Source organism: Pseudomonas marginalis, assembly GCF_900105325.1.
In the GTDB taxonomy this organism is placed as follows: Bacteria; Pseudomonadota; Gammaproteobacteria; order Pseudomonadales; family Pseudomonadaceae; genus Aquipseudomonas; species Aquipseudomonas marginalis.
This window is the reverse complement of sequence record NZ_FNSU01000001.1, coordinates 1,097,436-1,123,806: the sequence shown is the minus strand read 5'-3', so window position 1 is coordinate 1,123,806 and position 26,371 is coordinate 1,097,436. Positions and strand designations below refer to the sequence as shown.

Sequence of the window (26,371 nt, the reverse complement as noted above, 5' to 3'; positions counted from 1 at the left end):
GGCCGTGATGAGCCAGAACGCCAAAGGACACAGAAACCATGAAAAAGGCATTACAGGGAGCCACCGTTGCACTCACCCTCCTCGGCGGCGGGGAGGCCGTCGCGGTGGAATGGATGAACAACAGCGTAGGTTTTCGCTATGGCCAGCAGTTCACCAATCCAAATAACCCCGACGAATTCAGCAAGCGCATCTACAGCGTTACCCACGCCAGCGGCTACCGGTATGGCAGCAACTTCCTGAACCTGGACGTGTTCCTGTCCGACAGCCGCGACACGCGCAAGGGCACCGACCACGGTGGCAGCGAGGTGTACGCGGTGTACCGGCATCAGTTGTATGCGTCACGGGTGCTGGATGTGCCACTGGGCACCGGGCTGATCAAGGATTACGCGCTGACCCTGGGCTTTGATGCCAACCGCAACAACAACGTCGCGTCGGCGAAAAAACGCGCACTGGTGCTCGGCCCGACATTGAAGTTCAACACCGTGGGCGTGCTGGACCTGAGCCTTCTGTACTACAAGGAGCGCAACCACACCGGCATCCCCGGTGCACGGGAGTCGAACCACACGTTTGACGACACCTACATGCTCAACCTGACGTGGATGCGCCCTTTCGAGATCGCCAACCATGCGGCGAAATTCCAGGGCTTTGTGAACTACGTCGGGGAAAAAGGCGCGGACTACCATGGCCGTGACACGGCACCGGAAACCCTGATGCGCAGCGCGCTGATGGTCGCGGTGCGACCGGGCAAGAGCGTGAAGCCGAACCTGTACCTCGGGGTGGGTTACGAGTACTGGCACAACAAGTTCGGCGTGGACGGCGGCCGGGGCAGCCGTACGTCAACGCCGACGGTGAACATGGAAGTGACGTTCTAGGCGGCGGCCAGTTCCGACTTGTCTGCTTTCGGCCGCGCCAGCCAATAGCCCAAGACGGCCAAGGGCGCAGTCGCCAGCATCACGATCGCCGTGATCAGCAACGGTTGCTCGATCATCGATGACACCAACAGGCTGCTGAGAAAGCACAGGCCCAATTGCAGGGTGTTTTGCAGTGCCGCCGCCTTGCCGGAATGTTCTGCAAACGGCATCAGCGCATTCGCCACCACGATCGGGTAGCTGGCGCCGTTGACCAGCGCCATCAGGCAGAACGGAATCAGCAAGGTGGTGAGCGTCGGCACGGTCAAGGTGGCGACCAGGTACAGCGCCACCATGCTGATGCAATAGGCCAGCAGCAACCACGGCAACAGCGTCTTGCCCTGGAAACGCTGCAAAGCGCTACGGCAACTGTAGCCACCCACCAGAAACGCCAATGTCGGCAGCACGTAGCTCAGGCCGATGTCATTCGGGCTATAGCCCATGTCGCCGAGGATGAAGGGTGAAGCGGTCAGCCAGGCGAAGAAACTGGCCGAGCAGGCGGCGAAGATCATCACATTGCCGGTAAACACCCGGGAGGTGAGCAACTGCCAATAGCCAAGGCGCGAAGGTTCGTCTTCCCGCGTCTGAGGTTTCGACACGGAGCGCAGGAACAACGTCGGCAGCAACAACAGCAACGACACCCCCAGCAATACGCCAAAGATGGCTTGCCAACCGAAGTGGTTCAGCACCATCGCACCCAGCAGCGGCGCCAGCGCCGGTGACAACGACATCAACGGCATGATGCTGGCGAACACGCGGTGGGCCTTGTTGGCCGGGTAGCGGTCGATCACCAGCGCCTGCCAGCTCACGGCCGCAGAACACACGCCAATCGCCTGCATAAAGCGCAAGGCCAGCAACTGCGGCGCGGTCTCGACCCAAAACATCCCCGCGCAACCCACCACAAACAGGCTCAAGCCTGCGAGCAGAATCGGCTTGCGCCCCAGGCGGTCGGACAACGGCCCCCACAGCAACTGCCCCACGGCAAAGCCCGCGAGAAAAATACTCAGGCTGGCGCCCACCGCGCCCGCACCAATCTGCAACTGCTCGCCCATGGCGCCGAACGCCGGCAAATACATGTCCATTGCGAGGTAACCGAGCATGCTCAGCCCCGCCAGATACCAGGTGAAACCAAAAGAATTTTTCATTGAAACCTTGTTAATCCTGCCATCAAACTATTTGCTGATTGCCGCCCATTATGAAGCTGACAGTTTTGCTGTGAAGCGATAATAATTGGCGGCTGTTATCAATAATTTTGAAGGCAACCCTCATGTGGTCCGAATACTCCCTGGATGTCGTCGATGCGGTAGCGCGCCATGGCAGCTTCAGCGCCGCCGCCCAGGAATTGCACCGCGTGCCGTCAGCCATCAGTTATACCGTACGTCAACTTGAAGAGTGGCTGGCGGTGCCGTTGTTTGTGCGCCGGCATCGTGATGTGGAGCTGACACCCGCCGGCCGTCTGTTTATCGACGAGGCCCGCGGGGTAATGAAAAAAATGCTCGGCACACGGCGCCTGTGCCAGCAGGTGGCCAATGGCTGGAGTGGCCAGTTGAAGGTGGCCGTGGATTCCATCGTCAAACCCCAGCGCTGCCGACAGTTGGTGCTGGATTTCTATCGACAGTTTCCCGAGGTGGAATTGCTGCTGGAATACGAGGTGTACAACGGTGTGTGGGATGCCCTGGCGGATGAGCGCACCGATATTGTCATCGGTGCCACCAGCGCCGTGCCAGTGGCCAGTCACTTCACCTTTCGCGATATGGGCTTATTGAATTGGCTGTGCGTGGTCAGCGCACGGCACCCGTTGGCGGCCATGGAAGGGTTGCTCAATGACGACCAACTGCGCCCCTTCGCCTCGCTGTGCATGACCGACACCTCGCGCAACCTGCCCAAGCGCGACACCTGGACCCTGGATAACCAACGCCGGTTGGTAGTCCCCAACTGGGCCTCTGCCATCGATTGCCTGCGCGATGGCCTGTGCGTCGGCATGGCACCGGCGCATCAGGTATTGCCGTGGATCGAACGCGGTGAATTGGTGGCGCTGCAACTGACGCGCCCCTTTCCGGCCAGCCCATCGTGTGTGGCCTGGGCACAGAGCAAACTGTCCCCGGCCATGGCGTGGTTGCTGGAATACCTGGGGGATACCGAAACCATGAACCAGGAGTGGCTCAACGGTCCTGCCGTAGCAGCTGTCGAGCCCTAGCGAGGCTGCGTCAGACGCACTGCCGATTCAAGCCCGAGGCTCGACAGCTGCGGTCAGGAATCTAGTTCAATAGCCGAGTGAGGGCCCGCACGATCATCTCCACCTCCTTGGCATCCAGGGTCAACGGCGGCAGCAGGCGAATGACCTTGCCCCGCGTCACGTTGATCAGCAGCCCATGCTCCTGGGCAGCACGCTGGGCCAGGTCGCGATAGGGGCTGGCCAACTCAACACCGATCATCAGGCCCTGCCCCCGAATCGCCAGCACCTGCGGATGCTCTTCCAATTCCATGCGTAACCGCGCCAGCAAGCGCTCGCCCTGTTGTGCAGCGTTCTGCAACAAGCCTTGCTCTTCGATAATGTCCAACACCGTGCAGCCCACCCGGCACGCCAGCGGGTTGCCGCCAAAGGTGCTGCCATGACTGCCCGGCGTGAAAAGCGCGGCTACCGCTGCCCTGGCCAGGCACGCACCGATGGGCACGCCATTGCCGAGGCCTTTGGCCAGGGTCATCACATCCGGGACAATGCCTTCATGCTGGAAGGCAAACCAGGCGCCGGTGCGGCCGATGCCGGTCTGGATTTCGTCGAGCATCATCAGCCAGCCGTGCCGTGTGCAGTGGTCACGCAGGACTTGCAGGTAACCCGGCGGCGATGGCAGTACACCACTTTCGCCCTGGATGGGCTCCAGCAAGACCGCCGCGATCCGTGTGCCAAACGTCTGGGTGATTGCCTCGATCGCCGCCAGATCACCAAACCTGACCTTGAGAAAATCCCCCGGCAAACGTTGGAAACCCAAGCGCACCGAGGGTCCATCGCTGGCCGCCATGGTACCCAGCGTACGACCATGAAAGGCATTCTCCATCACCACCACCAAGGGCTCTTCGATGCCTTTTTTCCAGCCATGCAACCGCGCCAGTTTCAGCGCCGTCTCGTTGGCTTCGGCGCCGGAATTATTGAAGAAGGCACGGTCCAGGCCGGACAGCCGCGTCAGGCGCTGGGCCAGACGTTGTTGCCAGTCGATGCTGTAGAGGTTGGAGGTGTGCAACAACAGGCCGGCCTGCTCGCTGATGGCCGTCACCAGTTTCGGGTGGGAATGCCCGACGTTAGTCACCGCCACACCCGCCACTGCATCCAGGTATTCGCGCCCCTGCTGGTCCCACAGGCGCGTGCCGAGGCCACGGGTGAAGCTCAGGGCCAGGGGTTGATAGGTGGTCATCAGGCAGGCGGCGGTCATGGTGGCGGACTCCAGTGCATCGTTGAGATAGCAACAGTATCGTTAGCCATCCCAGCTGGATAAACTGCGCCATCCTGCAATGACTTTAAACCAGGACTTGATAATGGACCTGTTCCAAGCGATGTCGGTGTACGTGAAAGTGGTGGAGAGCGGCAGCATGACCGCCGCCGCCCACGCCTGCGGGATGTCGACCACCATGGTCGGCAACCACCTGCGCGCCCTCGAACAACGCCTGGGCGTCAGCCTGCTCAAGCGCACCACCCGCAAACAGAGCCTCACGGAGTTCGGCGGCCAGTATTACCAGCGTTGCCTGGAAGTACTCGGGCTGGTGGCAGACTCCGAGCAATGGGCCGAACAGGCCCACGGCGACATCCCCAAAGGTACCCTGCGCATCACCGCGCCACCGGCGTTCGGCACTGAACGCTTGGCGCCGGCCTTGAGCGAGTTTTCCCAACGCTACCCGCTGATCAAGCTGTACGTGGTGCTCAGCAACCAGCGCATGGACATGGTCGACAGCGGCTTTGACGTGGCTATCCGCCTGGGCGAGCTGGAACCCTCAAGCCTGATCGCCCGACCAATGCAGGACTACACCATCACCCTGTGCGCCTCACCGGACTATCTGGCCCGACGTGGTACACCCCAGACACCCGAGGACCTGCAACAGCACGACTGCCTGGCATTCGCCTACCCTTCCACCGATGACTGGCGCAACGCCGACAAGCTGTGGCGCATGACCGGCGCAGAAGGCGAAGTGGAAATCCCGGTGTCCGGCTCGCTGACCATCAATAGCTCCCAGGCCTTGCGCCAGGCCGCCGTGCAAGGCATGGGGATCGTCATGCTGCCGGATGCCCTCGTGCAGCCCGACCTGCAAACCGGCAAGCTGGTGGCCTTGCTGACCACCTATCAACTGCCCAGCCGGCCCATGCATTTGCTGTACGGCCAGGACCGTTATCGCTTGCCGAAGCTGCGCGCCTTTGTGGATTTCGCCATGGAAAAGTGGGCGCGCTAGAAGCCCACGCCCAACTCGCGCAATCGCGCCGCCGTCTGCTCGGCAGACACGTGGTGAATGCCTTGCCAGCCGAGGGCGACGGCCGCTTCGATATTGCCGGCGACATCATCGATAAACACCACCTCCCCCGGCTGGATATCCGGCAGGTACACCCGTACCTGGCTGAGGCTCGCGTGGTAGATCGCCGCGTCGGGCTTGATCAGCTTCAACTCGCCAGACACCACGATGTTGCGAAATTTCCGAAGGAAGGGGTAATTGGCGAGCGCATAGGGAAAGGTCTCGGCCGACCAGTTTGTGAGCCCGAACAGTGGCATGTTGGCCTGATGCAGCGCGTTGAGAATCGCCACGCCTTCGGGCAACGGGCCACGCAGCATTTCGTGCCAGCGGCCGTAATAGGCCGTGATCAAGGGTTCATGCTCGGGGTATTGATCGATCAGGATCTGTGTGGCTTCGGCCAGCGGCCGCCCCGCATCCTGCTCGGTGTTCCAGGCCTGGGTACAGATGTTATCGAGGAACCATTGCCGCTCTTGATCGTCGGCAATCAGTTTGCGATAGAGGTGCTGCGGGTTCCAATCGAAGAGAACACCGCCGAAATCAAAAACGACTGCACGAATCGTCATCAGATCCTCCGTTAGCGTGGTTTGAGAGCTGAGGGAGTCTGGCAGATTTACAAGGAGGGAGGTGCGCGCCGGAGCGTAAGACGGATCTGAAAAACCAAAAAAACAAATATGGGAGGGGGACACGCCTCCTCCCACATTTTTAACCGCGTTTAGGCTTGGACCAGACCCTTGATCTTCACGGTCGGGTTGACGTCAGCCTCGTAGTCCACACCATCGATTTCAAAGCCGAACAAGCGCAGGAACTCAGCCTTGTAGCCGGCGAAATCACTGATCTCGTCGACGTTCTCGTCGGTGACCTGATTCCACAGTGCCGCCACGGCGTCCTGGACCTTCGGTTCCAGTTCGGCCAGGTCGGCGCGCAGGCGGCCGTCGGCGTCAAGCTTCGGTTCGCTGCCGTACAGGCTGTCCTTGAACAGGCCGTAGACCTGCTCGATGCAGCCTTCGTGGGTGCCCTGCTCTTTCATCACTTTGAACAGCAACGATAAGTACAGCGGCATGATCGGGATCGCGGAGCTGGCCTGGGTGACCACCGCCTTGAGAACCGATACGCGGGCGTCGCCCTTCAGTGCAGCGAGGTTGTCGCGCAGGGTCAGGACTTTCTTGTCCAGGTCTTTCTTGGCTTCGCCGATGGAACCGTTCCAGTAGATGTCCTGGGTCAGCTTCTCACCGAGGTAGGTGAACGCGGTAGTCTTGGCGCCTTCGGCCAGTACGTCGGCATCACGCAGGGCGTCGATCCACAGCTGCCAGTCGGCGCCGCCCATGACATTGACGGTGCCGTCGATTTCTTCCTGGGTTGCAGGCTCGAGGGTAGTGTCGACCACAACGCCTTTGTCGGTATTGATACCGCGCAGGGTCACAGCCTTGCCGATTGGCTTGAGGGTGGAGTTGTAGACTTCACCGGTTTTTGGATCAGTACGCCGTGGCGCGGCCAGGCTGTAGACGACCAGGTCGATCTTGCCCAGGTCTTTCTTGATGGTTCCGATGGTCAGGCGCTTGATCTCGTCGGAAAACGCGTCGCCGTTGATGCTCTTGGCGTACAGGCCTTTTTCAACGGCAAACTTCTCGAACGCAGCGCTGTTGTACCAGCCGGCGGAGCTCAGCTTGCCTTCTTCGCCTTCTTTCTCAAAAAACACGCCCAGGGTGTCGGCGCCGCAGCCAAACGCTGCACTGATGCGCGCGGCCAGGCCGTAGCCGGTGGAAGCGCCAAGGACCAGCACCTTCTTCGGGCCGTCTTTGATGGCGCCGTGCTCAGTTACGTAGTCGATCTGTTCCTTGACGTTCGCTTCACAGCCAACAGGGTGAGCGGTCACACAGATAAAGCCACGAACCCGCGGTTTGATGATCATAAAATTTCTGCCTCTTCCAAGGTGCCGAAGGCCAATGGTGGCCATTCAACTTCAATCGTACCGGTCTATGACGTCCGAAAAACCGAAGCGTCACGATAGTCGCAAATCTTCTGTTTACAAAATCCAATCCACACGAGCCCACCAGGTTTAAAGACTGTGTCGAGCCTTCACAATTTTGCACTATTTAAAACGCCAATCCGCTGCTGGACGCCTTATCATGACGAAGATGTTTCATTATGTTTCAAAACCCCACCACTCGCGGCCACGGATCCGGACCTGTCGAATGGCGTCCTTCTGGAGCTGAGTTGCATGAACAAGTCTGCTTTGCGTAAGAAAGCGGTATCGGTCGCCTGGGTACTCGGCGTGTTGCTGATTATCGATGTGTTCCCCGAAACCACGCTGGTGTTCCTCTGCCTGGTACTGGTGTGCGGCGTTTACGACTTCCTGCGTAACGGCCTGTATGACAAGCCGACCGTCAAGAAATACTTTATCGGCAGCGGTCGCAACACTTGGCTGCTGGCCCCGTTCAACACCCTGTTCGACCTGCTGAGCGCGCGTAACCGTCACGTCTACACGATGGGCGACCTGCCACCGGCCTGGCGCACAGACCTGCAACAGGTGCTCGATGACGCCATGGCCCACAAGGATGAAATCATCGGCTACCTGGATGAACGCATGGCCGAGAAGAAGCGCGGCATGTTGTTTTTCCAGTGGTACGGGCGACCGATCGAAACCACCCTGGATATTCCTGAACTGCGCAAAAAACTGCCGTTCGTGAAAACCATCGGCGTGTCGGTGTTCAACGAGAACCGCTCGACGTCCTTTCACTTCGGCCCCCTGCGCATGATGTTCCGCGTGCTCTACAACATGGCACCGGCGCCCCATCACGATGGCGTGTACATCCAGGTCGGCAAGCACAAGCACTACTGGCACGACGACCCGCTGTTTATCTTTGATGACACGCTGATGCATGCGTCCTTCAACAAGAACGACGCCAAGCGCTACTGCCTGTTTATCGACATCGTACGGCCAACGCCGCTGCCGTCGGTGCTTAACGCCGTCATCGCGGGTTTTGCCGGGCTGGTCTTTACCCTGCGTCGGGTTTTCTACAAAAACTGGAAGCTGATTGAGTAAGTTCTGCGGCATGATGGTGTTGGACGGTATTTGCGCTCGGCCCTGCGCCTGAGGTAAATATCCGGCTCGTGCGCCCTAACCTGCGCCCACCATTCTCACGTCATCGCACCTCGACAGGTGCGGTGGCTGCGTTTTCAAGGAATCAGAATGCCCCAACGCCAAGTCATCAATGCCTCCGTCAGCCCCAAGGGCAGCCTCGAAACCCTGTCCCAACGTGAAGTCCAGCAACTGAGCGAAGCCGGTACCGGCAGCATCTACACCCTGTTTCGCCAGTGCGCCCTGGCGATCCTCAACACCGGCGCCCATATCGATAACGCCAAGACCATCCTCGACGCCTACAAGAACTTTGAAGTGCGCATCCACCAGCAGGACCGTGGCGTGCGCCTGGAGCTGTTGAACGCCCCCGCCGATGCTTTCGTCGATGGCGAAATGATTGCCAGCACCCGCGAAATGCTGTTCAGCGCCCTGCGGGACATCGTCTACACCGAGAACGAGCTGGACAGCCAGCGCATCGACCTGAGCAACTCCCAGGGCATCACCGACTACGTATTCCACCTGCTGCGCAATGCCCGCACCCTGCGTCCGGGCGTGGAGCCGAAGATCGTGGTGTGCTGGGGCGGGCATTCGATCAATACCGAAGAGTACAAATACACCAAGAAAGTCGGCCACGAACTCGGCCTGCGCAGCCTCGACGTGTGCACCGGTTGCGGCCCGGGCGTGATGAAAGGCCCGATGAAGGGCGCGACCATTTCCCACGCCAAACAACGCATTACCGGCGGGCGCTACCTGGGCCTGACCGAGCCGGGCATCATCGCCGCCGAAGCGCCGAACCCCATCGTCAACGAACTGGTGATCCTGCCGGACATCGAAAAACGCCTTGAAGCCTTCGTGCGCGTGGGCCACGGCATCATCATCTTCCCCGGCGGCGCCGGTACGGCCGAAGAGTTCCTGTACCTGCTGGGCATCCTGATGCACCCGGACAACCGCGACGTGCCCTTCCCGGTCATTCTCACCGGGCCGAAACAAGCCGCGCCGTACCTGCAACAATTGCATGCCTTCGTCGGCGCCACCCTCGGCGAAGCCGCGCAGGCGCACTACCAGATCATCATCGACGACCCGGCCGAAGTGGCCCGCCAGATGACTGTCGGCCTCAAGGCGGTGAAGCAGTTCCGCCGTGAGCGCAACGACGCGTTTCACTTCAACTGGCTGCTGAAGATCGACGAAGGCTTCCAGCGCCCGTTCGACCCGACCCACGAAAACATGGCCAGCCTGCAACTGAGCCACGCACTGCCGCCCCATGAACTGGCAGCCAACCTGCGCCGTGCGTTTTCGGGAATCGTGGCGGGTAACGTGAAGGACAAGGGCATTCGCCTGATCGAAGAACATGGCCCGTACGAGATCCACGGCGACCCGGCCATCATGAAGCCACTGGATGAGCTGTTGCAGGCGTTCGTTGCCCAGCATCGCATGAAGTTGCCGGGTGGCGCGGCGTATGTGCCGTGTTATCGCGTAGTGCAGTGAGCTCGCCAGGTAATTTGCTTACAGCCGCCAGGCTTTAATGGCGGTCGGTCATAGTTTGTATCTCTTTGCGGCATGAGTAAGCGTGCGGGAGGGCTGAGTTCGGACTAGGTTTTCATGACCCCGACTCATCCTCCACCTGAAGAGCGACCTATGGACCAACGGATATTGTCCTCCACCACTCCTTACCCTAAGGTAAGGAGCATCATGTTGGAGATCTTTACCATGGCGACCGCCACACTTACCTCAAAAGGGCAAATCACCATCCCCGTCCAAGTCAGGACCGCACTTGGCCTGGAAACAGGCGACCGCGTCGAGTTCGTCGAAACGGAAGATGGCAAGTTTTCCATCATTGCAGCGAGCAAGACTGTCCATGACCTCAAGGGGCTGGTCCGGAAGCCTGCAAGGGTCGTGTCCATTGACGACATGAACCGCGCCATCGCAGCACAGGGAGCGAAGGCTGGATGATCGGGCTGGATACCAATGTACTGGTGCGCTACGTCACCCAGGATGATCCCGTTCAATCCCCCAAGGCCTGCGAATTGATCGAATCCCTCACCACGCTTTCGCCAGGGTTTGTCAGCCTGGTGTCCGTGGTGGAGTTGGTATGGGTATTACAGAGCTGCTACCAATGTGCCAAAAATGACATTGTCGTCGTTCTGGAAACACTGCTGCGCACCCGTGAATTGACCGTCGAACATGCCGAGGTCATCTGGCAGGCGCTTCGATGGTTCACGGCCAACAACGCCGATTTTGCCGATTGCCTGATAGAGCGCTGCGCCCACGCGGCCGGGTGCGAATACACCGCTACCTTTGACCTCGGTGCGGCCAAGGCAGCGGGTATGAAGCGTCTGGGCTGAGCGGCAACATTGCGGCAAGGGGCAGGCTTTGGTAAAAGTCGCTAATCCCTGAACGAGAGAACGCCCCACGTGCGCACGCTTCTTCTTGCTGCCCTGGCCCTGACGCCGTCCCTCGCCCTGGCCGAGATCATCTGGCCCGACCTGCCAAAGAGCTGCTTCGTCAGCGGGCGTTCTGCCACTAGTGTGGATGTGGACGCCGGCTGCGCAGCGTTCCTGATCAATGTGCAAGGCAAGGCCGCAGGTACGCCGATCAAGGTGGATATTCCCCAATATGCTTTTCACATCGACGAAGCCAGCGGCAAAGAGACACCGGTGATCATCATCCAGGCCGAAGAGAACGGAGAGGTCAAGGCCGTGGGATACAAGGAACTGGGCACCGATCAACTCGGTGCCGCGCTGCTGCGGGAAGTACGGCTCCTGGGTACAAAAAAGCCCTCCTAGTCGGGGTTCAACGAACCCAGCCCCCCACCTGCCAGTGGTAGCCATCATTGCGCTGCACCCAATGCGGATGCACATAACGATAGCCTTCTCGCACCGGCTCCCAATGGCCGTGTACGGCAACGTAGCGCCCGCCTTCCCAGCGCCAGTAACCACGTGACCATATGTAACCTTCACGTACGGCAGGCTCGACTTCGATGATCTGGGTCGGCGGCGGTTGTGGCGCAACCACCTCGACATATTCACGCTGTACAGGCCGGCGCTCATGCACCACGCGCTCCTGCACACACCCGGACGCCGCGACCACAACGGCAGCTAATGCCGCGTAACGTAACAACATACAACCCCCTCGGGCGTTATCGCCCAACACCTGCACCGGTAAAAAATGCCCCCGTGTTTCAGCCGTGCTCCTGCTCAGGCCTGGGTACTTTTTTAACAGGTTGTGTCTGTCGGATTGCTGAAGCAGCACGCATCAAGGGTGACCGAAGCGTCCCAACACCGCTTCGACAAAGCGTCTCAACTTGGCCGTACGCTGGCGGTTCGCCGTGTAGACAAGGTGCATCGGCCGGCTCGGCGCTTCAAAGTTCGGCAGCACTCTCACCAATTCGCCCCCGGCCAATGCCCGGCGCAAGAAGTCTTCCGGACCGAGCACGATGCCAAAACCATCCAGCGCGGCGGACATCAAGGCCCTGCTTTCATTGATCTGCAAGCGACTGGCAACCTGCACCTTATAAGGCGTCGAAGCCTGGTAGAACACCCACTCGCGATCCGCCGGCCGCGACCAGAAGGCGTAGCCGAGACATTCGTGATGTTCAAGGTCCGCCGGGGCCTGCGGGGTACCGCGTGCCGCCAGGTACTCCGGCGACGCGCAGACCACCAGGCGGTAAGGTGCCAGTGGCCTGGCTGTCAGGCCGGTGGTCGCCAGGGGGCCGATACGAAAAGCGGCTTCATAGCCCTCCTCCACCAGGTCCACGAAACGGTCGGTCAAGTGCAGGTCGATTTCCACATCCGGGTTGTCGCGCAGGAACCCGGTAATCAACGGCATCAGGCTGTAGGATCCGAAGGTGACGGGCGCGGTGATTTTCAGCTTGCCGCGCGGCGTGTCGTTCATGATCTGCGCCAGTGAATCGGCAGCCTCGGCTTCTACCAGGATATGTTTGCAACGCTCGTAGTACGCGCTCCCCAGCTCCGTCAGGCTTTGCCTTCGTGTGGTACGGTTAAGCAAGCGAGCGCCCAGGCGCTGCTCCAGCGCGGTGACATGTTTGGCCACCATCTGCGGCGACATGCCCAAGCGCTCGGCAGCCCGCGCGTACGAGCCCAACTCAGCAGCTATCACAAAGGCATTCATGCTCGACAGGCGATCCATCACTCCCTACTCCCAGTAACAACATCCACACTAAAACGACAATTTATCGCCGATTGGTTGCCAATCATCATAACCGCTCCCCCATTCATTGGAGCAAGACCATGAAGATTGGTGTTATTGGAGCAGGCTTTATCGGGCGCGCCGTGGCCCAACTGGCGCTGGCGGCCGGGCACGAAGTGATGTTGAGCAACTCCCGTGGCCCCCACACCATGAGCAGCGTAGTGAGCGGCATACTCGGCGTGCAGGTGGGCAGTGCCGACGACGCCGCCAAATTCGGCGATGTGGTGCTCGTGGCGATCCCCCTGGAGCATTACCGCAGCGTCCCGGCGCAATGGCTGGAGGGCAAGACTGTGATGGATGCGAATAATTACTACCCGAACCGCGACGGCCATATCCCGGTACTGGATCGCTTCGAATCCACCACCAGCCGGTTGCTCGCCGAGCATCTGCCCCATTCACATGTAGTGAAAGTGTTCAACGCGATCTTCGCTCCCGACCTGACGCAGGACGCGCGCCCCCACGGTGCCCCCGACCGCCGGGCGTTGCCGGTGGCAGCGGATGACGCCGCAGCGAAGGCACGCGTCATCACGCTACTCGACGAATTGGGTTTCGACGCCGTGGATGCCGGCAGCCTGGATGACAGCTGGCGGCTGGAACGCGGCAAGCCTGCCTATTGCGTCCCGCTGGACCAGGCTGGCTTGAAAGCAGCGCTGGCCGCCGCCGAGCGTACGGTTGAACTGCCGCCTGTCGAACGCACCCGCCGTTAGACACGCACAAAAAAGCCCGCTGACCGTTACCGGTTCAGCGGGCTTTTTGTTACCGGCAAGGTCCTGACCCAGGACCTCCCCAGCGGCTTACAGCGCCAGGTCAGACGCCGGCTTGCTCGGCTCAGCCGCAGGCTTGGCAGCCTCGGGCGCCTTGACAGCAGCCTTTTGCGGAATCACAGGCGGTGCAGGCAGTTGCAGGATATTGGCGGTGTAGGCCCATTCCTTGGCAACAGCCTCAGGACTGTCGTTCAGCTTGGTGCCGTAGCTAGGCACGATCTGGTGCAGTTTTGCCTGCCACTCAGGGGTCGCAACCTTGTCCTTGAACACTTTCTGCAGCACGGTCAGCATGATCGGAGCCGCGGTGGACGCGCCTGGCGATGCACCCAACAGGCCTGCAATGGTGTTGTCGGCGGAGCTGACCACCTCGGTACCGAGTTTCAGGACGCCGCCCTGCTCTTCGTCACGCTTGATGATCTGCACGCGCTGGCCGGCCTGCCACAGGCGCCAGTCGGATTGCTTGGCGTTCGGGAAGTACTCCTGCAGCGCCTTGAAGCGGTCGTCATCCGACAGCATCAGTTGGCCGGCGAGGTACTCGACCAGTGGGTATTCACGAATACCGACTTTGGTCATTGGCCAGATGTTGTGGGTGGTGGTGCTGGTCAGCAGGTCCAGGTACGAGCCTTCTTTCAGGAACTTGGTCGAGAAGGTGGCGAATGGGCCAAACAGAATCACGCGCTTGCCATCCAGCACGCGGGTGTCCAGGTGCGGAACCGACATCGGTGGCGCGCCAACCGAAGCCTTGCCGTAGGCCTTGGCCAGGTGCTGCTCGGCGACGGTTGGGTTATCGGTCACCAGGAACGAGCCGCCGACCGGGAAGCCAGCGTATTCCTTGGCTTCAGGAATGCCCGACTTTTGCAGCAGGTGCAGTGCACCGCCGCCCGCGCCGATGAACACGAACTTGGCGTCGGTTTCAGTCTTGGTGCCGTCTTTCAGGTTTTTGTAGCTGACACGCCACGAACCGTCGGCGTTCTTGGTGATGTCCTGCACTTCGCTCGACAGTTTCAAGTCGAACTTAGGCGTGGTTTGCAGGTGAGCGACGAACTGGCGGGTGATCTCGCCGAAGTTCATGTCGGTACCCAGCGGGCTCCAGGTGGCCGCGATTTTCTGGTTCGGGTCACGCCCTTCCATCATCAGCGGAACCCACTTGGCGATCTGCGCCGGGTCTTCGGAGTACTGCATGCCGGCGAACAGCGGACTTGCTTGCAGGGCTTCGTAGCGTTTCTTGAGGAACTTGATGTTGTCATCGCCCCACACAAAGCTCATGTGCGGCGTGGAGTTGATGAACGAACGCGGGTTCTTCAGCACGCCCTGCTGGACCTGCCAGGACCAGAACTGACGGGAGATCTGGAACGCTTCGTTGATCTCGACCGCTTTCGGGATCTCAACGTTGCCGTTCTTGTCTTCCGGGGTGTAGTTCAGCTCAGCCAGGGCCGAGTGACCGGTACCGGCGTTGTTCCAGCCGTTGGAGCTTTCTTCGGCGACGCCATCGAGGCGCTCGACCATTTCCATCGACCAGCCCGGCTCCAGCTCATTGAGCCAGACACCCAGGGTTGCACTCATGATGCCGCCGCCGATCAGCAGCACATCGACTTTCTTTGTCTCTTCCGCGTGAACGGACGTGATCCCCATCGACAAAGCCAGCCCCAGCAGGGCAGTGTTTACTTTTTTAAACATCAGTAGCACCTATGATAAAACGCCATCCGCCCCACCGCCCCTGATCATGGGCAACCCTCAATCACGCTGCGCCAGGCAACGCACCGCGGGGTTTGCACATTCACTCGGGGACCGCAGGGTGGGCACACAAGGCCGACGTATCGACCTCACTTTTATGTCCCTTCTGCGCTGACTTCTTATCATTATTGGCTTCAGCTACCTGGGCGACAGCCAAACGCCGGGACGTATACGGGTGTACGTACCGGGGAAAGACCAGACCAAGACGGCGCGCAGAATATCACGCCACACGGCGTTTATGCGTCGTTTGACCAATTGACAACTCTAAATCGCCGGTTTTAACGCGCGAGTGTCAAGTGTGGCAAGCGCGACCTGAGGTCACAGGGCAGGAACTCTCGGGCAAAAGGCTGTTCTAGACTCCTTCGTCGCTGCTTGCGTAGCATCGACGCACTCCCTCGTACCACCTTTCATCACAGAGCGATCCATGTCTATCCACCAAACTCCCGGGCACGTACTGCCCGCGCGCAGCGCCGCCAAAATGGAAGCCGCCATGGCCGTGGGCGCCTTCGCGATCGGTACCGGCGAATTCGCCATCATGGGCCTGATGCCCGACATCGCGCAAAACCTGGGTTTAAGCGAACCCCAGGTTGGCCACGCCATCAGCGCCTATGCCCTCGGCGTCATGGTCGGCGCCCCACTGCTGGCCATCCTCGGCGCCAAGCTGCTGCGCAAACACATGCTGCTGTTGCTGATGGGCCTGTATGCCCTGGGCAACCTCGCCACTGCGTTCACCCCGACCTTCGGCTCGTTGGTGGCGTTCCGCTTTATCAGCGGCCTGCCCCACGGCGCCTACTTCGGGATTGCCGCCGTGGTCGCCTCGAGCATGGTGCCCAACGACAAACGCGCCGGCGCCGTGGCGCGGGTAATGATGGGCCTGACCCTGGCCATGCTGCTGGGCAACCCCATCGCCACCTTCCTCGGCCAGCACCTAGGCTGGCGCTCGGCGTTTGCACTGGTGAGCGTGATCGCCCTGTGCACCATCGCCCTGGTCTGGCAATTTGTGCCCCATCGCCACGACGAACAACGCAGCGACCCGCGCAAGGAACTGCGCGCCTTCACCAAACCCCAGGTGTGGATGGCGCTGTCCATTGGCGCCATCGGCTTTGCCGGTATGTTCTGCGTGTTCAGTTACCTGGCACCGACCATGCTGGAAGTAACCAAGGTATCCCCCCAGTGGATTCCATTTGGGCTGGCAGCATTCGGCGTGGGCGGGATTGTCGGCAACATCGCCGGCGGCAAGCTGTTTGATCGCATGCAGTTTCGCGCCGTGGGCTGGATATTGGTGTGGTCGATGGCCGTGTTGCTGTTCTTCCCCTTCGCGGCGGCCTCGCTATGGGGCGTGCTGCTGAGTATGGGCCTGGTCGGCACCATGGTCTCGTTGGCCGCACCGCTGCAGATCCGCCTGATGGACATCGCCCACGAAGCACCGAGCCTGGCGGCAGCGTCCAACCATGCGGCGTTCAACCTGGCCAATGCGCTGGGGCCATGGTTCGGCGGGATGGCGATTACGGCTGGGTTTGGCTGGACCAGCACCGGCTACATCGGCGCGGCGACGGCACTGGTCGGGCTGGGCATTTACCTGATAGCACGGCGGATGCAGGGAGGGCATTAAGCTCGAGCCCCAGGGCTATAAGCACATTTCAATCGCCATGAACAGTGAAGAATCGGCGCAATGAGACTATTTCATTTCCGTTCAGGTAAAGTTCAGGTTGGATCCAATAAGCACAAGCTGTAACATATCCGTCATATTTATTCCCAATGACAAGGACGTGTTTTGAGCTTTCCTGACACAGGTGTATTGCAAAGTTTTCCGACGACCCTCACTCATCGCAATGCGACGATCTTCACCACCGACACCGCCGACCACAAAACGCAACAGGCGATTCAGGACCTGATCGACACGCGCCACCAACTGACAGATCGCATCAGCGCACCGCTCAAAGGGATGGAAGCCAACCTGTTCGCTAAATCCCAGCCGCTGGACAGCCTCAGGCCCAAATTGCGCGTGACCTTCGGGCGCGCCAAGCGGGACGGTGCGTTTGACTGGCCGGTCGAAGAAGTCATCAACACCCTCGGCGCCCAGAAACGCGGTGCGCCGGTTGCTGGCTTATATGGGTTCGGTTATCGAAAGTCAGCGCTTGGCCTGATCCAGGAATTCTTCATCTTTACCGAGATGCTGGAGGGCCACCTCAATGGCCTGGAATGGCTCAAGCAGGAGCGTGCCATCCAGAGCCTGATCACCGCGTCGTTCAAACTGTTGCACTGCCTGCACAGCAAAGGCGTGGTGCATATGGACTTCTGGGCAAACAATGTGATGATCAACCTGGAGCAGCCGACGCACGCCAAGGCCATCGACCTGGAAAACTGCTTTCTCACGCCAACGGACTACTTGACCGAGGTACTGGCGTTTCAATTCGGGTTCTATTATCGGCGGGAAATTTTCCGGTTCATGATCGAAGAGGATTACGACCGGAGGGTGCTGCAAGAACTTGGCAACTACGACGGCATTGATCGCCGTCGTTTTGACGAAATCTACACCTCAAGCAAACATGAGAACATCAGCCGCCGCGCCAGGCGCGAGATTTTCCATAATGGGGTTGTGGTAACGAGCTGACTCACCTCCCCGGCGACAAGGGCGCCTGCCCCCCGCCGGGCCATATGCGCCATCAATCATCATGCAACAACCCCGTCCCATATTCCCCATAACTACTCCCCAGGCCACTGCCGCCAAAATTGGTTTTGGCAGCCTTGCTGGAGCTGTGGTCACCAAACGCCTGGCATCCGCTTGAAAAGCAAGGGTCGCCACTCATGCCCGGCGCACCCGAAGAACAAGCGCCCAACAGCAACGTGCTCGTAATCATCACGACTTTGACGAGGTTCGAAATCATTTTTTCAGTTCCCTGTGGACTGGACCGTGGGGGCTTCTCTTGAGAAAGATCGTAGACCTCAACGGCGGAAGGAATTATGAAACTTTGCTGGGGGACAGGGAGGGTTCAGGTTGCCGGCTGGTTGATCGACGGAGGCCGGGTCAAACACAACCGCGAATGGGCAGTAGCCAACTGGTCCTACCTGATCGCATGTCGGGCTCGCAGTGATCGCCTATAAATCCTCGGCATATTCCATACACGGCAATGTCCGCGTTCGAAGTGGTGAATACCGCAAAACAAGCGTCTCCCACAGCCTAGATCCATCCCTGATAAACTGCGCCCAATTCGCCTCGTTGACTCAGATCCCCAATGTCCCTACACACTGCTACTTTCTCCCGCCGCTTCTCCGTCGCCCCGATGATGGATTGGACCGACCGCCACTGCCGGTTCTTCCTGCGCCTGCTCTCCAAACGCGCCCTGCTCTACACCGAGATGGTCACCACCGGCGCAATCCTCCACGGCGACCATGACCGCTTCCTGCGCCACAACGAAGCCGAGCACCCGCTCGCGCTCCAGCTCGGCGGCAGTGTCCCCGCAGACCTGGCCGCCTGCGCCCGTATGGCCGAGGCTGCCGGTTACGACGAAGTGAACCTGAACGTCGGCTGCCCCAGTGACCGCGTCCAGAACAACATGATCGGCGCGATCCTGATGGCTCACCCGGCCCTGGTGGCCGATTGTGTGAAGGCGATGCGTGATGCGGTGTCGCTTCCGGTGACGGTGAAGCACCGTATCGGCATCAACGGCAGGGACAGTTATGCCCAGTTGTGTGATTTCGTCGGGACGGTGAAGGACGCCGGCTGCACCAGTTTCACCGTGCATGCGCGGATTGCGATTCTTGAGGGCTTGTCGCCGAAGGAAAACCGCGACATTCCGCCGTTGCGGTATGACGTGGCGGCGCAGTTGAAGCAGGATTTCCCTGAGCTGGAGTTTATTCTCAATGGCGGGATCAAGACGTTGGAGCAATGCCATGAGCATTTACAGACGTTTGACGGGGTGATGCTGGGCCGTGAGGCTTATCACAATCCGTATCTGCTGGCGAAGGTGGATCAGCAGTTGTTTGGTAGCGCGCAGCCTGTGATCAGTCGGGCGGAGGCGTTGGCGCAGTTGCGACCCTATATTGCGGAGCATTTGGCGAACGGCGGGACGATGCACCATATAACCCGCCACGTGCTGGGATTGGGGACGGGGTTTCCGGGGGCGAGGAAGTTTCGGCAGTTATTGTCAGTGGATATTCACAAGGCCAGTGATCCGCTGGCGTTGCTGGATCAAGCCGGCGCTTTGTTAGAAGGACGCTGAGTGTCCAGTCATGGGGCAATTGGGTTGAACCTGCTGGCGGTTTTGGCCTCCTATTCAGCAGTACCGCCGGGCATTCAAACGGCTGTTTTCAGGTTGTTGCCCTCGCAAACGATCGAACGCATTTGCGCCCTTGAGCGCCTGCCAGCGCTCGGGTAATGTCATCAGACCCATAGGACAGAGCACGCCCATGACTTCCAAGCTGGAACAACTCAAGCAATTCACTACTGTCGTAGCCGATACCGGCGATTTTTCTACCCTCGCCAAGCTCAAGCCCCAAGACGCCACTACCAACCCTTCTCTGCTGCTCAAGGCCGCGTCGATTCCAGGCTATGCCAAGCTGCTGGATGAGTGCGTGCAGGATTGCAACGGTGATGTCGGCCTGGCCAGCGACCGTTTCGCGGTGGCCGTGGGCCAGGAGATCCTTAAGGTCGTGCCAGGACGCATCTCCACCGAGGTGGATGCCCGCCTGTCGTTCGACACTGATGCCGTACTCAAGCGCGCGCACCGTCTGATCGACCTGTACGACAAAGCCGGGGTTAGCCGTGACCGCGTGCTGATCAAAATCGCGTCCACCTGGGAAGGCATCCGCGCGGCGGAGAAGCTGGAAAAAGAAGGCATCCAGACCAACCTGACCCTGCTGTTCTCATTTGCCCAGGCGGTGGCGTGCGCAGAAGCCGGCGTGTTCCTGATTTCACCGTTCGTAGGCCGTATCTACGACTGGTACAAGAAAGCCAATGGCAACGACTACACCGGCGCTGATGATCCCGGCGTGCAGTCGGTGACACGCATCTACAACTACTACAAGGCTAATGACTACAAGACCGTGGTGATGGGTGCGAGTTTCCGCAACCTGAGCCAGATTGAAGAGCTGGCCGGCTGTGATCGCCTGACCATCAGCCCGGACCTGCTGGAGAAGCTGGCGGCGGATGACGGCAAGCTGGAACGCAAGTTGTCGCCAGGGCACGCCGGAGAAGCGCGAGTGCATCTGACTGAAGCGCAGTTCCGTTGGGAGTCCAACGAGGATGCGATGGCGACTGAGAAGCTGGCGGAGGGGATTCGTCAGTTTGCCCGGGACCAGGAGAAGCTTGAGGCACTGTTGTCCGCCAAGCTGTAAACGGCGCAGGCGGCAAAAAGGGCGGTACCTGTGAGGGTACCGCCCTTTTTTTGCTCTGTTGTCCCCTACGTGCAGGCGATCCCTGGGATCAGTGACGCTCGAGGGCGTTGACGAGGTCGTGGAAGGCTTCGCGGTTGGACTCGTTGAGGCCCATCAGGATCTTGTGCGCTTCCAGCACCTTGACCCGTACGATTTCCTCGGACTGGTCCTGGGACGGCAGGTCGGTGAGGCATTCCGGGCACGGGATCGGGCGATCAACGATGTTGAACACCTGGTCGAAGCCCATGGACTGCAACAGACGGGTGATGTCTTCGTGGGTGGTGACGACGGTCGGCAACAGGCCGACCTTCTGCCGGGACAGAATGGACAACTTGGCCAACAGCCCAAGGGTGGTGCTATCGATGCTGCGGGTTTCGGTCAGATCGATCACGATCGCCGAGAAATTCAACGCCGTGAAAATCCGCTCAATCGTCGCATCCAGCGCCGAACACAAGGTCAGGCGCACTTCACCGACAAACTTCAGGACGAAGGTCCCGTCTTGCTCGGCGAATTGGATTCTTCCGGTACTCATCAAAGATTCCTGCTCAACACCAATAGGGCGATATCATCCGGCATCTCCCCTAGCGTGGCCAATCCAAAAACCTGCCGCAGGCCATCCAGGCTGCCGCCCGCCGACTTGACCTTCTGGGGCAAGGCGGCTTCTTTCTCTTTGAGTGTAGGCTCTGGAAGAAGGTCCAGGATGCCGTCGGACATCAGCGTCAGGCTGAACGTCGGCGGCAGCTCCAGGATGTGGTCTTCGTAGGTGGCTTCATTGAACAAGCCTACGGGTAGGCCACGCCCTTCCAGGTAACGCACACTGTCGGGAGTGTATAAAACAGGCATCGGCAGGTGGCCGCCGATGCTGTAGGTCAAAAGACCGGTTTCTTCATCAATCACGCCACCCACCATCGTCACGTGCTTGCCCAGCTTGCAGCTGATCAAGCCACGGTTGATGTGACCCAACACCTCGGAGGGGGTGAACTCCGGCAAGGTGCCATTGCGCTTGGATTCGAACAACAGCCGTGTGGTCATGAACTTCAACAACACGGTGACAAAAGCAGAGGAAGCACCATGGCCGGAGACATCGGCCAGGTAGAACGCGACACGCCGCTCGTCTACTCGGAAATAGTCGACAAAATCACCCGACAGGTACAGCGACGGGATGATCTGGTGGGCAAACTGGAATTCGTCGATGGTCCAGGGGCTGACCGGCAGCATGTTCATCTGCACCTGGCGACCGGCGTTCTGGTCTTCCTGGAGCAGGTTAAGGCTGGCTTCGAGTTCGCGGTTGGCGGTTTCGAGCTTTTCGCGGTAGCGCTGGTTCTCGACCAGCAGGCGCGCACGATCCAAGGCGCGGCGCACAGAGTGCTCCAGTACCGCCAGGTCTTCGAGGGGCTTGATCAGGTAGTCGGCAGCTCCCAGACGCAAGGCCTCGACGGCATCGTTCATGACGCCGGCACCGGACACGACAATCACCGGCGTCTGCGGGGCAAGCTCGGTCACCTGGCGAATCAGCTCCAGGCCGCCCATCTGGGGCATGCGCAGGTCGCAGATCACGAGGTCGGGCTGGTCGCGCTCGAATACCTGGAGACCCTGTTGGCCATTACTGGCCTGCAGGACGCTGAAGCCACTGTCTTCCAAATAGGCCGCAAGGCTCGCGCGCACTACTTCGTCGTCATCGATTATCAGCAGCGTGGCACTGGTTTTTTGCATGTGGGCAAACGGCGCCAGAATTAGGTTGGCGTAGGTGGCTCGGCAATGGCCGGGCTCACGTACTGGATTCGCTTTCTAGCCTCTCTGTACTACAACGCAATGGGATTTTTCCCATGCACAACTGTAAAGCAGAGGTGCCCTTCTAAGGCGCAGACGGTACTCCCATCCGCCGGGGGTTTCAAGCTCATGCCGATGGTCGCCGGGCGTCTTTACATCGCAAATCACCGGGAGTTATAAGAACAGCCAAGACCACAACACAAAGTAAGGATGGAACCGATGGGCGAACACGAGCGCGACTACGCCGAAAAACGCGATTTCATCCGCATGCGGGTGGATGCCGAAGTATCTTTGCTCCACGAAGGCCAGGAGTTTGCCGGCGTTTGCGTGGACCTTTCCAGCTCCGGGATGCAGGTGCAGGCACCGCGCCAGTTCGCGGTGGGAGACCTGCTCACCGTGCGCATTGATTCAGAGCACGCGGCGCTCAAGGGCCTGGAGGCTGACACGGAAGTGGTCTGGACCAAAACCGTGGGCGACGAGCAACAACTCGGGCTTAGGATCCTGAAAATGCGCTGAAACCCGCGCATAAAAAAGGCGACCGCCAGGGTCGCCTTTTTTTCATTTCAAAACATCACAGCTTAAAAGTCGTCGACGACCTTGCCATCCTTGACCTTGAACTCGCGGTTCTGCAGGTAGGCATTGCGGATAAAGGTGTACTTGTCGCCGGTGATCAGTTTCTCGCTGTCGAGCAGGCTGGCACGGGTGTCAACGATGTTCAGGCCCATGGTGCTGTTGCGCCAGCCGATATCGTTCATATAGCGGTACGGTTGGGTGTAGCTGTCCACGTATTTGGACGGTGCATCACGCAAGGTGCTCGGGCCCAGCAGCGGGATCATCACGTAGGGACCGCTGCCCACGCCCCAGTAACCGAGGGTCTGGCCAAAGTCTTCATCACTGCGTTGCAGCCCCATTTTGGTGCCGACGTCGATAAAGCCCAGCACGCCGAACGTGGTGTTAACCAGCAAGCGCGCAGTGTCGACCCCGGCATTGTGGGGTTTGAGCTGCAGCACGTTGTTGGCCAGGTTGCCGACGTCACCGATATTGCGGAAGAAGTTATGGATACCATCTTCGACAAATTGCGGGGTGATCCACTGATAGCCTTGGGCCAATGGCTTGAGGGCGTAGGTATCAACGGTGTCGTTGAAGGTGAAGATCGGGCGGTTGACGCTTTCCCATGGATCATCTTCCGATGCAGCCTGTGCAGCGAAAGGCGCCAGCAGGACAGTGGCACACACCGATAGCTGAGCGAAGTAGTGGCTCCAGCGCATAGCTTTTGCTCCTTGAATGGTCTGTCATGGGCGCTATGCCCTGAATAAGGCCGTCAGTATATGACGGAAGTACCCAATTAGGCAGCTGCCAGGAATCGTCCTAACACAAATGGACAATTTTCCTACAATTACCCCGCTGTCATCTGCTTGTCATCCTGCCCCGATAGCGTCACAGCTATTTCAGGGATGTCGACATGCCTCACGCCGAGATAGCCATCGCCAACGCGCCCGCCTTGACTGCTGTTCTGTTTGGCCTGAGTGGTTGCCTGGTGGACTTTGGTTCCCGGGCGCGCACCGATTCCCCCTCCCCGGACTCCCAAGCCACACCCGGCGCCCTGAAAATCCTGCGCAGCCTCAAGGAACAAGGCGTCCCCTGTGCCTGGCTGGATGAACTGCCGCCGTCGGTAACCACACCACTGGCCGCCGTACTGCCCAACTGGCTCAAGGCCGCATCCCCCTCCTCCATCCGCTGGCCCGCCCCTCATGCCTGCTGGCAAGCCTTGATGGAACTCAACATTGAACGCCTGGAAGGTTGCGTACTGGTCAGCGGCGAGCCGCGCCTGTTGCAATCGGGCCTGAATGCCGGCTTGTGGACCATTGGCCTGGCCTCCTGTGGTTCGCTGTGCGGCCTGGCGCCCGAGCAGTGGCAGGCGCTGAGCGACAAGGAACGCGAGCACAAGCGCGGCAAAGCCACCGTTGAGCTCTATGGCCTGGGGGTCCACTCGGTGATCGATCACCTCGGTGAACTCGGCACCTGCCTGGCCGACATCAGCCTGCGTCAGCTCAAAGGCGAGAAGCCCTGATCGAGATCATGCACAGTCGGCGCCCGTGGATTAATCTACAGGTCAGTCCGTAGACCTTTCACGGCGTGCCGTGGTCTATGCCAGTGCCTATCGATAAAAGGAAGAACGTCATGCCTGATCGCAAAAAACTGGAAGAACAGGTCGAGATCCTGCGCGGGCAGCTGGAACAGGAACCGCCGCTGTCGGAAGAAAAACGTGAAGCGCTGCAAGCCTTGATTGCCAAGTTTGAATTGCAACTTGAACTTGAACCGGCCACTCAGACGCCGAGTATTTCCGACGATGTGAGCCAAGCTGCCATAGAGTTCGACGCTGAGCACCCGGTGATTTCCGGGACACTGCGCAATATCATGATCACCTTGGGCAATATGGGGATCTGACCCGAGCCCAAGCCAGGCGCAGAACCAAAAGGTAGGAGAGGGCTCGCCCCCTCCCATCTTTGTTTACTGACGGGCCAGGCGCACGTTCTGGAACGCCACATCTTCAGTGCTGCGGTAAGGGTTGATATCCAACCCGCCGCGCCGCACATAGCGCGCATACACCGTCAACTTTTCCGGCTTCAGCAAACGCTGCAGGTCAAGGAAGATGCGCTCCACGCACTGTTCATGGAAATCCGAGTGCTGGCGAAAGCTCACCAGGTATTCCAGCAAACTCCCGTGATCCAACGCCGAACCACGGTACTCCACCACCACGCTGCCCCAGTCGGGCTGGCTGGTCACCGGGCAGTTGGACTTGAGCAGGTGGCTGTGCACGCTCTCCTCGACAATGCGCGAGTCATCGCAACGCAGCAGCTCCGGGCGCGGGTGTTCGTAGTTGCTGACACTGATATCCAGATCGTCAACACACGTGCCCGGCAACGCCATCACGCCTTCGGCCTCAATGTCGGCCAAGCTGCGGATACGCACGGTAACAGGCTTGCCGGCGGCGGCGCTGAGGTCGGTGCGCAGGGTCGCTTCCAGGCTTTGCACATCGGCAAACGCTGTCTGGTTGAGCGAGTTGAGATACAGCTTGAACGACTTGGACTCGATGATGTTCGGCGAGTCGGCCGGGATGCTGAACTCACCGATGGCCACCACCGGCTTGCCCGACGGCAGCAGCCAGGACAACTCGAAGCAGTTCCAGAAGTCCACGCCCTTGTACGGCAGGGTCTCGGCGCTCAGGCCCAGCTCGGCCCACTTGGCGGCGCGTGGAATCGGGAACAGCAACGAAGGGGTGTAGGTGGAAATGTATTCACTGGACTTGCCCAGCGGCGAATGTTCGGCTGCGGGATGCATGGCGGAAAACCTGGCTAAATAAACCGCGCCAGTCTACCAGCCTTTGCCCCCGCCCTTAAGAAACGCCTTACTCAACGGTCAGCTTGCCGACCATGCCCGCCTGGTAATGCCCGGGGAGGTTGCAGGCAAACTCCAGGCCGGTGGCCTTGGTGAACGTCCAGGTCAGCTCAGCAGTCTTGCCGGGTTCCACCAGCACGCTGTTGGGATCGTCGTGTTTCATGCCGCCCATTTCACCGTGGCCCATGGCGCTGTGATCCATCTTGCCCATACCCGTGGAGGTGAGCATGCCGCTGGCCTGCATCTGCAGCATTTCCTTCTGGTGTTCGGCGTGCATCGCCGCGTCACCGAGGTTGAATTCATGCAGCAACTGGCCTTTGTTGACCAGTACAAAGCGCACCGTCTCACCGGCCTTGACGTCCAGGGATTTGGGCGAAAAGGAAATGTCCTGCAGCGTCACCTCCACGGTGCGTGTGGCCTTATCCGCCGGTGCCGGCTGGCCGAACGCGTAGGTATGGGCCGCATCCGCCATTGCATTGAAACTCAACGCCAACAGGCAGCCCGCCAACAACAGGGGTGTACGCAATGCCATCTCGATTCTCCAAAAAGTGTGCAACCTGCTTGGACAGCACTCTAAGAATGCGCCGCTGCCAGCCAGCTGACTGCTAGATTACAACTTTGTCAGGTTGCGCCCTTCCCCT

General features: G+C 59.8%; 29 protein-coding genes. 16 read left to right on the top strand and 13 right to left on the bottom strand.

The window, feature by feature from the left end:
• The first annotated feature begins 38 nt into the window (after positions 1–38).
• Positions 39–872, top strand: a complete 834-nt coding sequence (locus BLW22_RS05470; RefSeq protein WP_074844528.1) for a nucleoside-binding protein — start codon at positions 39–41, stop codon at positions 870–872.
• Here the strand turns inward: BLW22_RS05470 and punC are convergent.
• Positions 869–2,053 carry a purine nucleoside transporter PunC gene (gene punC, locus BLW22_RS05465; RefSeq protein ID WP_065928130.1) on the bottom strand — a complete coding sequence of 395 codons (1,185 nt, stop codon included), beginning with the start codon at positions 2,051–2,053 and terminating at the stop codon, positions 869–871. The genes BLW22_RS05470 and punC overlap by 4 nt on opposite strands.
• Before the next feature lie 122 nt (positions 2,054–2,175).
• Here punC and punR point away from each other — a divergent pair, with 122 nt between their 5' ends.
• Entirely contained in the window at positions 2,176–3,105 is a 930-nt protein-coding gene (gene punR, locus BLW22_RS05460; protein WP_074844525.1) for a DNA-binding transcriptional activator PunR, read from the top strand.
• Positions 3,106–3,166: 61 nt separating this feature from the next.
• Here punR and BLW22_RS05455 read toward each other — a convergent pair whose 3' ends face one another.
• Entirely contained in the window at positions 3,167–4,336 is a 1,170-nt protein-coding gene (locus BLW22_RS05455) for an aspartate aminotransferase family protein (RefSeq protein WP_074844523.1), read from the bottom strand.
• Positions 4,337–4,439: 103 nt separating this feature from the next.
• Here BLW22_RS05455 and BLW22_RS05450 point away from each other — a divergent pair, with 103 nt between their 5' ends.
• Complete coding sequence (locus BLW22_RS05450; protein ID WP_065928133.1) at positions 4,440–5,345, top strand: LysR family transcriptional regulator; 906 nt, start codon at positions 4,440–4,442, stop codon at positions 5,343–5,345.
• Here the strand turns inward: BLW22_RS05450 and BLW22_RS05445 are convergent.
• Positions 5,342–5,965 carry an HAD family hydrolase gene (locus BLW22_RS05445; RefSeq protein ID WP_065928134.1) on the bottom strand — a complete coding sequence of 208 codons (624 nt, stop codon included), beginning with the start codon at positions 5,963–5,965 and terminating at the stop codon, positions 5,342–5,344. The genes BLW22_RS05450 and BLW22_RS05445 overlap by 4 nt on opposite strands.
• A 149-nt stretch (positions 5,966–6,114) precedes the next feature.
• Positions 6,115–7,311, bottom strand: a complete 1,197-nt coding sequence (fabV, locus tag BLW22_RS05440; protein WP_074844519.1) for an enoyl-ACP reductase FabV — start codon at positions 7,309–7,311, stop codon at positions 6,115–6,117.
• A 309-nt stretch (positions 7,312–7,620) separates the two neighbouring features.
• Here fabV and BLW22_RS05435 point away from each other — a divergent pair, with 309 nt between their 5' ends.
• The 5 genes from BLW22_RS05435 to BLW22_RS05415 all read left to right on the top strand — a co-directional run bounded on the left by BLW22_RS05435 (position 7,621) and on the right by BLW22_RS05415 (position 11,264).
• Positions 7,621–8,445, top strand: a complete 825-nt coding sequence (locus BLW22_RS05435; protein ID WP_027604202.1) for an aspartyl/asparaginyl beta-hydroxylase domain-containing protein — start codon at positions 7,621–7,623, stop codon at positions 8,443–8,445.
• Between the two features lie 147 nt (positions 8,446–8,592).
• The gene (gene ppnN / locus BLW22_RS05430; protein ID WP_065928136.1) at positions 8,593–9,966 is read left to right on the top strand and encodes a nucleotide 5'-monophosphate nucleosidase PpnN; all 1,374 of its coding nucleotides are present in this window, start codon (positions 8,593–8,595) and stop codon (positions 9,964–9,966) included.
• A 207-nt stretch (positions 9,967–10,173) separates the two neighbouring features.
• On the top strand, positions 10,174–10,431 hold the full coding sequence (locus BLW22_RS05425) for an AbrB/MazE/SpoVT family DNA-binding domain-containing protein (protein ID WP_074845160.1): 258 nt from the start codon (positions 10,174–10,176) through the stop codon (positions 10,429–10,431).
• Positions 10,428–10,823: a PIN domain-containing protein gene (locus BLW22_RS05420; RefSeq protein ID WP_074844517.1), complete on the top strand. Its 396-nt coding sequence runs from the start codon at positions 10,428–10,430 to the stop codon at positions 10,821–10,823. The genes BLW22_RS05425 and BLW22_RS05420 overlap by 4 nt, the downstream gene beginning before the upstream one ends.
• A gap of 69 nt (positions 10,824–10,892) precedes the next feature.
• Positions 10,893–11,264, top strand: a complete 372-nt coding sequence (locus BLW22_RS05415; protein ID WP_065928137.1) for a hypothetical protein — start codon at positions 10,893–10,895, stop codon at positions 11,262–11,264.
• Positions 11,265–11,271: 7 nt separating this feature from the next.
• Here the strand turns inward: BLW22_RS05415 and BLW22_RS05410 are convergent, their stop codons facing one another.
• Together BLW22_RS05410 and BLW22_RS05405 are read right to left on the bottom strand one after the other, a co-directional pair.
• Positions 11,272–11,601, bottom strand: a complete 330-nt coding sequence (locus BLW22_RS05410) for a YXWGXW repeat-containing protein (RefSeq protein WP_065928138.1) — start codon at positions 11,599–11,601, stop codon at positions 11,272–11,274.
• Positions 11,602–11,733: 132 nt separating this feature from the next.
• A complete protein-coding gene (locus BLW22_RS05405; RefSeq protein WP_065947447.1) occupies positions 11,734–12,609 on the bottom strand; it encodes a LysR family transcriptional regulator in 876 nt (291 codons plus the stop codon).
• A gap of 71 nt (positions 12,610–12,680) precedes the next feature.
• Between BLW22_RS05405 and BLW22_RS05400 the strand changes: the two genes are divergently transcribed.
• Positions 12,681–13,394 carry an NADPH-dependent F420 reductase gene (locus tag BLW22_RS05400; protein ID WP_256097801.1) on the top strand — a complete coding sequence of 238 codons (714 nt, stop codon included), beginning with the start codon at positions 12,681–12,683 and terminating at the stop codon, positions 13,392–13,394.
• Positions 13,395–13,481: 87 nt separating this feature from the next.
• Here the strand turns inward: BLW22_RS05400 and mqo are convergent, their stop codons facing one another.
• Positions 13,482–15,128, bottom strand: coding sequence for a malate dehydrogenase (quinone) (mqo, locus tag BLW22_RS05395; RefSeq protein WP_065928140.1), 1,647 nt, complete (start codon positions 15,126–15,128; stop codon positions 13,482–13,484).
• Positions 15,129–15,609: 481 nt separating this feature from the next.
• On the opposite strand from mqo, the gene BLW22_RS05390 reads away from it, so the two are divergent.
• Together BLW22_RS05390 and BLW22_RS05385 are read left to right on the top strand one after the other, a co-directional pair.
• Positions 15,610–16,797 carry an MFS transporter gene (locus BLW22_RS05390; protein ID WP_074844511.1) on the top strand — a complete coding sequence of 396 codons (1,188 nt, stop codon included), beginning with the start codon at positions 15,610–15,612 and terminating at the stop codon, positions 16,795–16,797.
• Between the two features lie 162 nt (positions 16,798–16,959).
• Complete coding sequence (locus tag BLW22_RS05385) at positions 16,960–17,799, top strand: lipopolysaccharide kinase InaA family protein (protein WP_074844509.1); 840 nt, start codon at positions 16,960–16,962, stop codon at positions 17,797–17,799.
• A 52-nt stretch (positions 17,800–17,851) separates the two neighbouring features.
• On the opposite strand, the gene BLW22_RS05380 is transcribed toward BLW22_RS05385, so the two are convergent.
• Entirely contained in the window at positions 17,852–18,073 is a 222-nt protein-coding gene (locus BLW22_RS05380) for a hypothetical protein (RefSeq protein ID WP_074844507.1), read from the bottom strand.
• A 348-nt stretch (positions 18,074–18,421) separates the two neighbouring features.
• On the opposite strand from BLW22_RS05380, the gene dusA reads away from it, so the two are divergent.
• Positions 18,422–19,408: a tRNA dihydrouridine(20/20a) synthase DusA gene (gene dusA / locus BLW22_RS05370; RefSeq protein WP_065947406.1), complete on the top strand. Its 987-nt coding sequence runs from the start codon at positions 18,422–18,424 to the stop codon at positions 19,406–19,408.
• A 187-nt stretch (positions 19,409–19,595) separates the two neighbouring features.
• Positions 19,596–20,522, top strand: coding sequence for a transaldolase (gene tal, locus BLW22_RS05365; RefSeq protein ID WP_065928144.1), 927 nt, complete (start codon positions 19,596–19,598; stop codon positions 20,520–20,522).
• 88 nt (positions 20,523–20,610) lie between these two features.
• Here tal and rssC read toward each other — a convergent pair whose 3' ends face one another.
• The gene (gene rssC, locus BLW22_RS05360) at positions 20,611–21,093 is read right to left on the bottom strand and encodes an anti-sigma factor antagonist RssC (protein ID WP_010212025.1); all 483 of its coding nucleotides are present in this window, start codon (positions 21,091–21,093) and stop codon (positions 20,611–20,613) included.
• Positions 21,093–22,274 carry a two-component system response regulator RssB gene (gene rssB, locus BLW22_RS05355; RefSeq protein WP_027604216.1) on the bottom strand — a complete coding sequence of 394 codons (1,182 nt, stop codon included), beginning with the start codon at positions 22,272–22,274 and terminating at the stop codon, positions 21,093–21,095. Before rssB ends, rssC begins: the two co-directional genes overlap by 1 nt.
• A gap of 276 nt (positions 22,275–22,550) precedes the next feature.
• Between rssB and BLW22_RS05345 the strand changes: the two genes are divergently transcribed.
• Positions 22,551–22,847, top strand: a complete 297-nt coding sequence (locus tag BLW22_RS05345; RefSeq protein ID WP_065947405.1) for a PilZ domain-containing protein — start codon at positions 22,551–22,553, stop codon at positions 22,845–22,847.
• A gap of 62 nt (positions 22,848–22,909) precedes the next feature.
• Here the strand turns inward: BLW22_RS05345 and BLW22_RS05340 are convergent, their stop codons facing one another.
• Positions 22,910–23,599, bottom strand: a complete 690-nt coding sequence (locus tag BLW22_RS05340; protein ID WP_027604219.1) for an MlaA family lipoprotein — start codon at positions 23,597–23,599, stop codon at positions 22,910–22,912.
• Positions 23,600–23,793: 194 nt separating this feature from the next.
• Here BLW22_RS05340 and BLW22_RS05335 point away from each other — a divergent pair, with 194 nt between their 5' ends.
• Both BLW22_RS05335 and BLW22_RS05330 read left to right on the top strand, forming a co-directional pair.
• Positions 23,794–24,402, top strand: a complete 609-nt coding sequence (locus BLW22_RS05335; RefSeq protein ID WP_065928146.1) for an HAD superfamily inactivated hydrolase PcrP — start codon at positions 23,794–23,796, stop codon at positions 24,400–24,402.
• Positions 24,403–24,512: 110 nt separating this feature from the next.
• Complete coding sequence (locus BLW22_RS05330; RefSeq protein WP_065928147.1) at positions 24,513–24,779, top strand: DUF4404 family protein; 267 nt, start codon at positions 24,513–24,515, stop codon at positions 24,777–24,779.
• 63 nt (positions 24,780–24,842) lie between these two features.
• Here BLW22_RS05330 and queF read toward each other — a convergent pair whose 3' ends face one another.
• Both queF and copI read right to left on the bottom strand, forming a co-directional pair.
• A complete protein-coding gene (gene queF, locus BLW22_RS05325) occupies positions 24,843–25,673 on the bottom strand; it encodes an NADPH-dependent 7-cyano-7-deazaguanine reductase QueF (RefSeq protein ID WP_074844504.1) in 831 nt (276 codons plus the stop codon).
• A gap of 67 nt (positions 25,674–25,740) precedes the next feature.
• Positions 25,741–26,262, bottom strand: coding sequence for a copper-resistant cuproprotein CopI (gene copI, locus BLW22_RS05320; RefSeq protein ID WP_065928149.1), 522 nt, complete (start codon positions 26,260–26,262; stop codon positions 25,741–25,743).
• Positions 26,263–26,371: the final 109 nt, after the last annotated feature.

Bases quoted from the DNA above. Each gene is read 5' to 3' on its own strand.
- BLW22_RS05405 (WP_065947447.1), bottom strand. From the start codon at position 12,609: ATGAATGCCTTTGTGATAGCTGCTGAGTTGGGCTCGTACGCGCGGGCT.
- tal (WP_065928144.1), top strand. From the start codon at position 19,596: ATGACTTCCAAGCTGGAACAACTCAAGCAATTCACTACTGTCGTAGCC.
- BLW22_RS05390 (WP_074844511.1), top strand. From the start codon at position 15,610: ATGTCTATCCACCAAACTCCCGGGCACGTACTGCCCGCGCGCAGCGCC.
- copI (WP_065928149.1), bottom strand. From the start codon at position 26,262: ATGGCATTGCGTACACCCCTGTTGTTGGCGGGCTGCCTGTTGGCGTTG.
- BLW22_RS05330 (WP_065928147.1), top strand. From the start codon at position 24,513: ATGCCTGATCGCAAAAAACTGGAAGAACAGGTCGAGATCCTGCGCGGG.
- dusA (WP_065947406.1), top strand. From the start codon at position 18,422: ATGTCCCTACACACTGCTACTTTCTCCCGCCGCTTCTCCGTCGCCCCG.
- BLW22_RS05420 (WP_074844517.1), top strand. From the start codon at position 10,428: ATGATCGGGCTGGATACCAATGTACTGGTGCGCTACGTCACCCAGGAT.
- BLW22_RS05345 (WP_065947405.1), top strand. From the start codon at position 22,551: ATGGGCGAACACGAGCGCGACTACGCCGAAAAACGCGATTTCATCCGC.
- BLW22_RS05340 (WP_027604219.1), bottom strand. From the start codon at position 23,599: ATGCGCTGGAGCCACTACTTCGCTCAGCTATCGGTGTGTGCCACTGTC.
- BLW22_RS05335 (WP_065928146.1), top strand. From the start codon at position 23,794: ATGCCTCACGCCGAGATAGCCATCGCCAACGCGCCCGCCTTGACTGCT.
- mqo (WP_065928140.1), bottom strand. From the start codon at position 15,128: ATGTTTAAAAAAGTAAACACTGCCCTGCTGGGGCTGGCTTTGTCGATG.
- rssB (WP_027604216.1), bottom strand. From the start codon at position 22,274: ATGCAAAAAACCAGTGCCACGCTGCTGATAATCGATGACGACGAAGTA.
- BLW22_RS05445 (WP_065928134.1), bottom strand. From the start codon at position 5,965: ATGACGATTCGTGCAGTCGTTTTTGATTTCGGCGGTGTTCTCTTCGAT.
- rssC (WP_010212025.1), bottom strand. From the start codon at position 21,093: ATGAGTACCGGAAGAATCCAATTCGCCGAGCAAGACGGGACCTTCGTC.
- BLW22_RS05450 (WP_065928133.1), top strand. From the start codon at position 4,440: ATGGACCTGTTCCAAGCGATGTCGGTGTACGTGAAAGTGGTGGAGAGC.
- BLW22_RS05380 (WP_074844507.1), bottom strand. From the start codon at position 18,073: ATGATTTCGAACCTCGTCAAAGTCGTGATGATTACGAGCACGTTGCTG.
- fabV (WP_074844519.1), bottom strand. From the start codon at position 7,311: ATGATCATCAAACCGCGGGTTCGTGGCTTTATCTGTGTGACCGCTCAC.
- punR (WP_074844525.1), top strand. From the start codon at position 2,176: ATGTGGTCCGAATACTCCCTGGATGTCGTCGATGCGGTAGCGCGCCAT.
- BLW22_RS05470 (WP_074844528.1), top strand. From the start codon at position 39: ATGAAAAAGGCATTACAGGGAGCCACCGTTGCACTCACCCTCCTCGGC.
- BLW22_RS05455 (WP_074844523.1), bottom strand. From the start codon at position 4,336: ATGACCGCCGCCTGCCTGATGACCACCTATCAACCCCTGGCCCTGAGC.
- ppnN (WP_065928136.1), top strand. From the start codon at position 8,593: ATGCCCCAACGCCAAGTCATCAATGCCTCCGTCAGCCCCAAGGGCAGC.
- BLW22_RS05435 (WP_027604202.1), top strand. From the start codon at position 7,621: ATGAACAAGTCTGCTTTGCGTAAGAAAGCGGTATCGGTCGCCTGGGTA.
- queF (WP_074844504.1), bottom strand. From the start codon at position 25,673: ATGCATCCCGCAGCCGAACATTCGCCGCTGGGCAAGTCCAGTGAATAC.
- BLW22_RS05410 (WP_065928138.1), bottom strand. From the start codon at position 11,601: ATGTTGTTACGTTACGCGGCATTAGCTGCCGTTGTGGTCGCGGCGTCC.
- punC (WP_065928130.1), bottom strand. From the start codon at position 2,053: ATGAAAAATTCTTTTGGTTTCACCTGGTATCTGGCGGGGCTGAGCATG.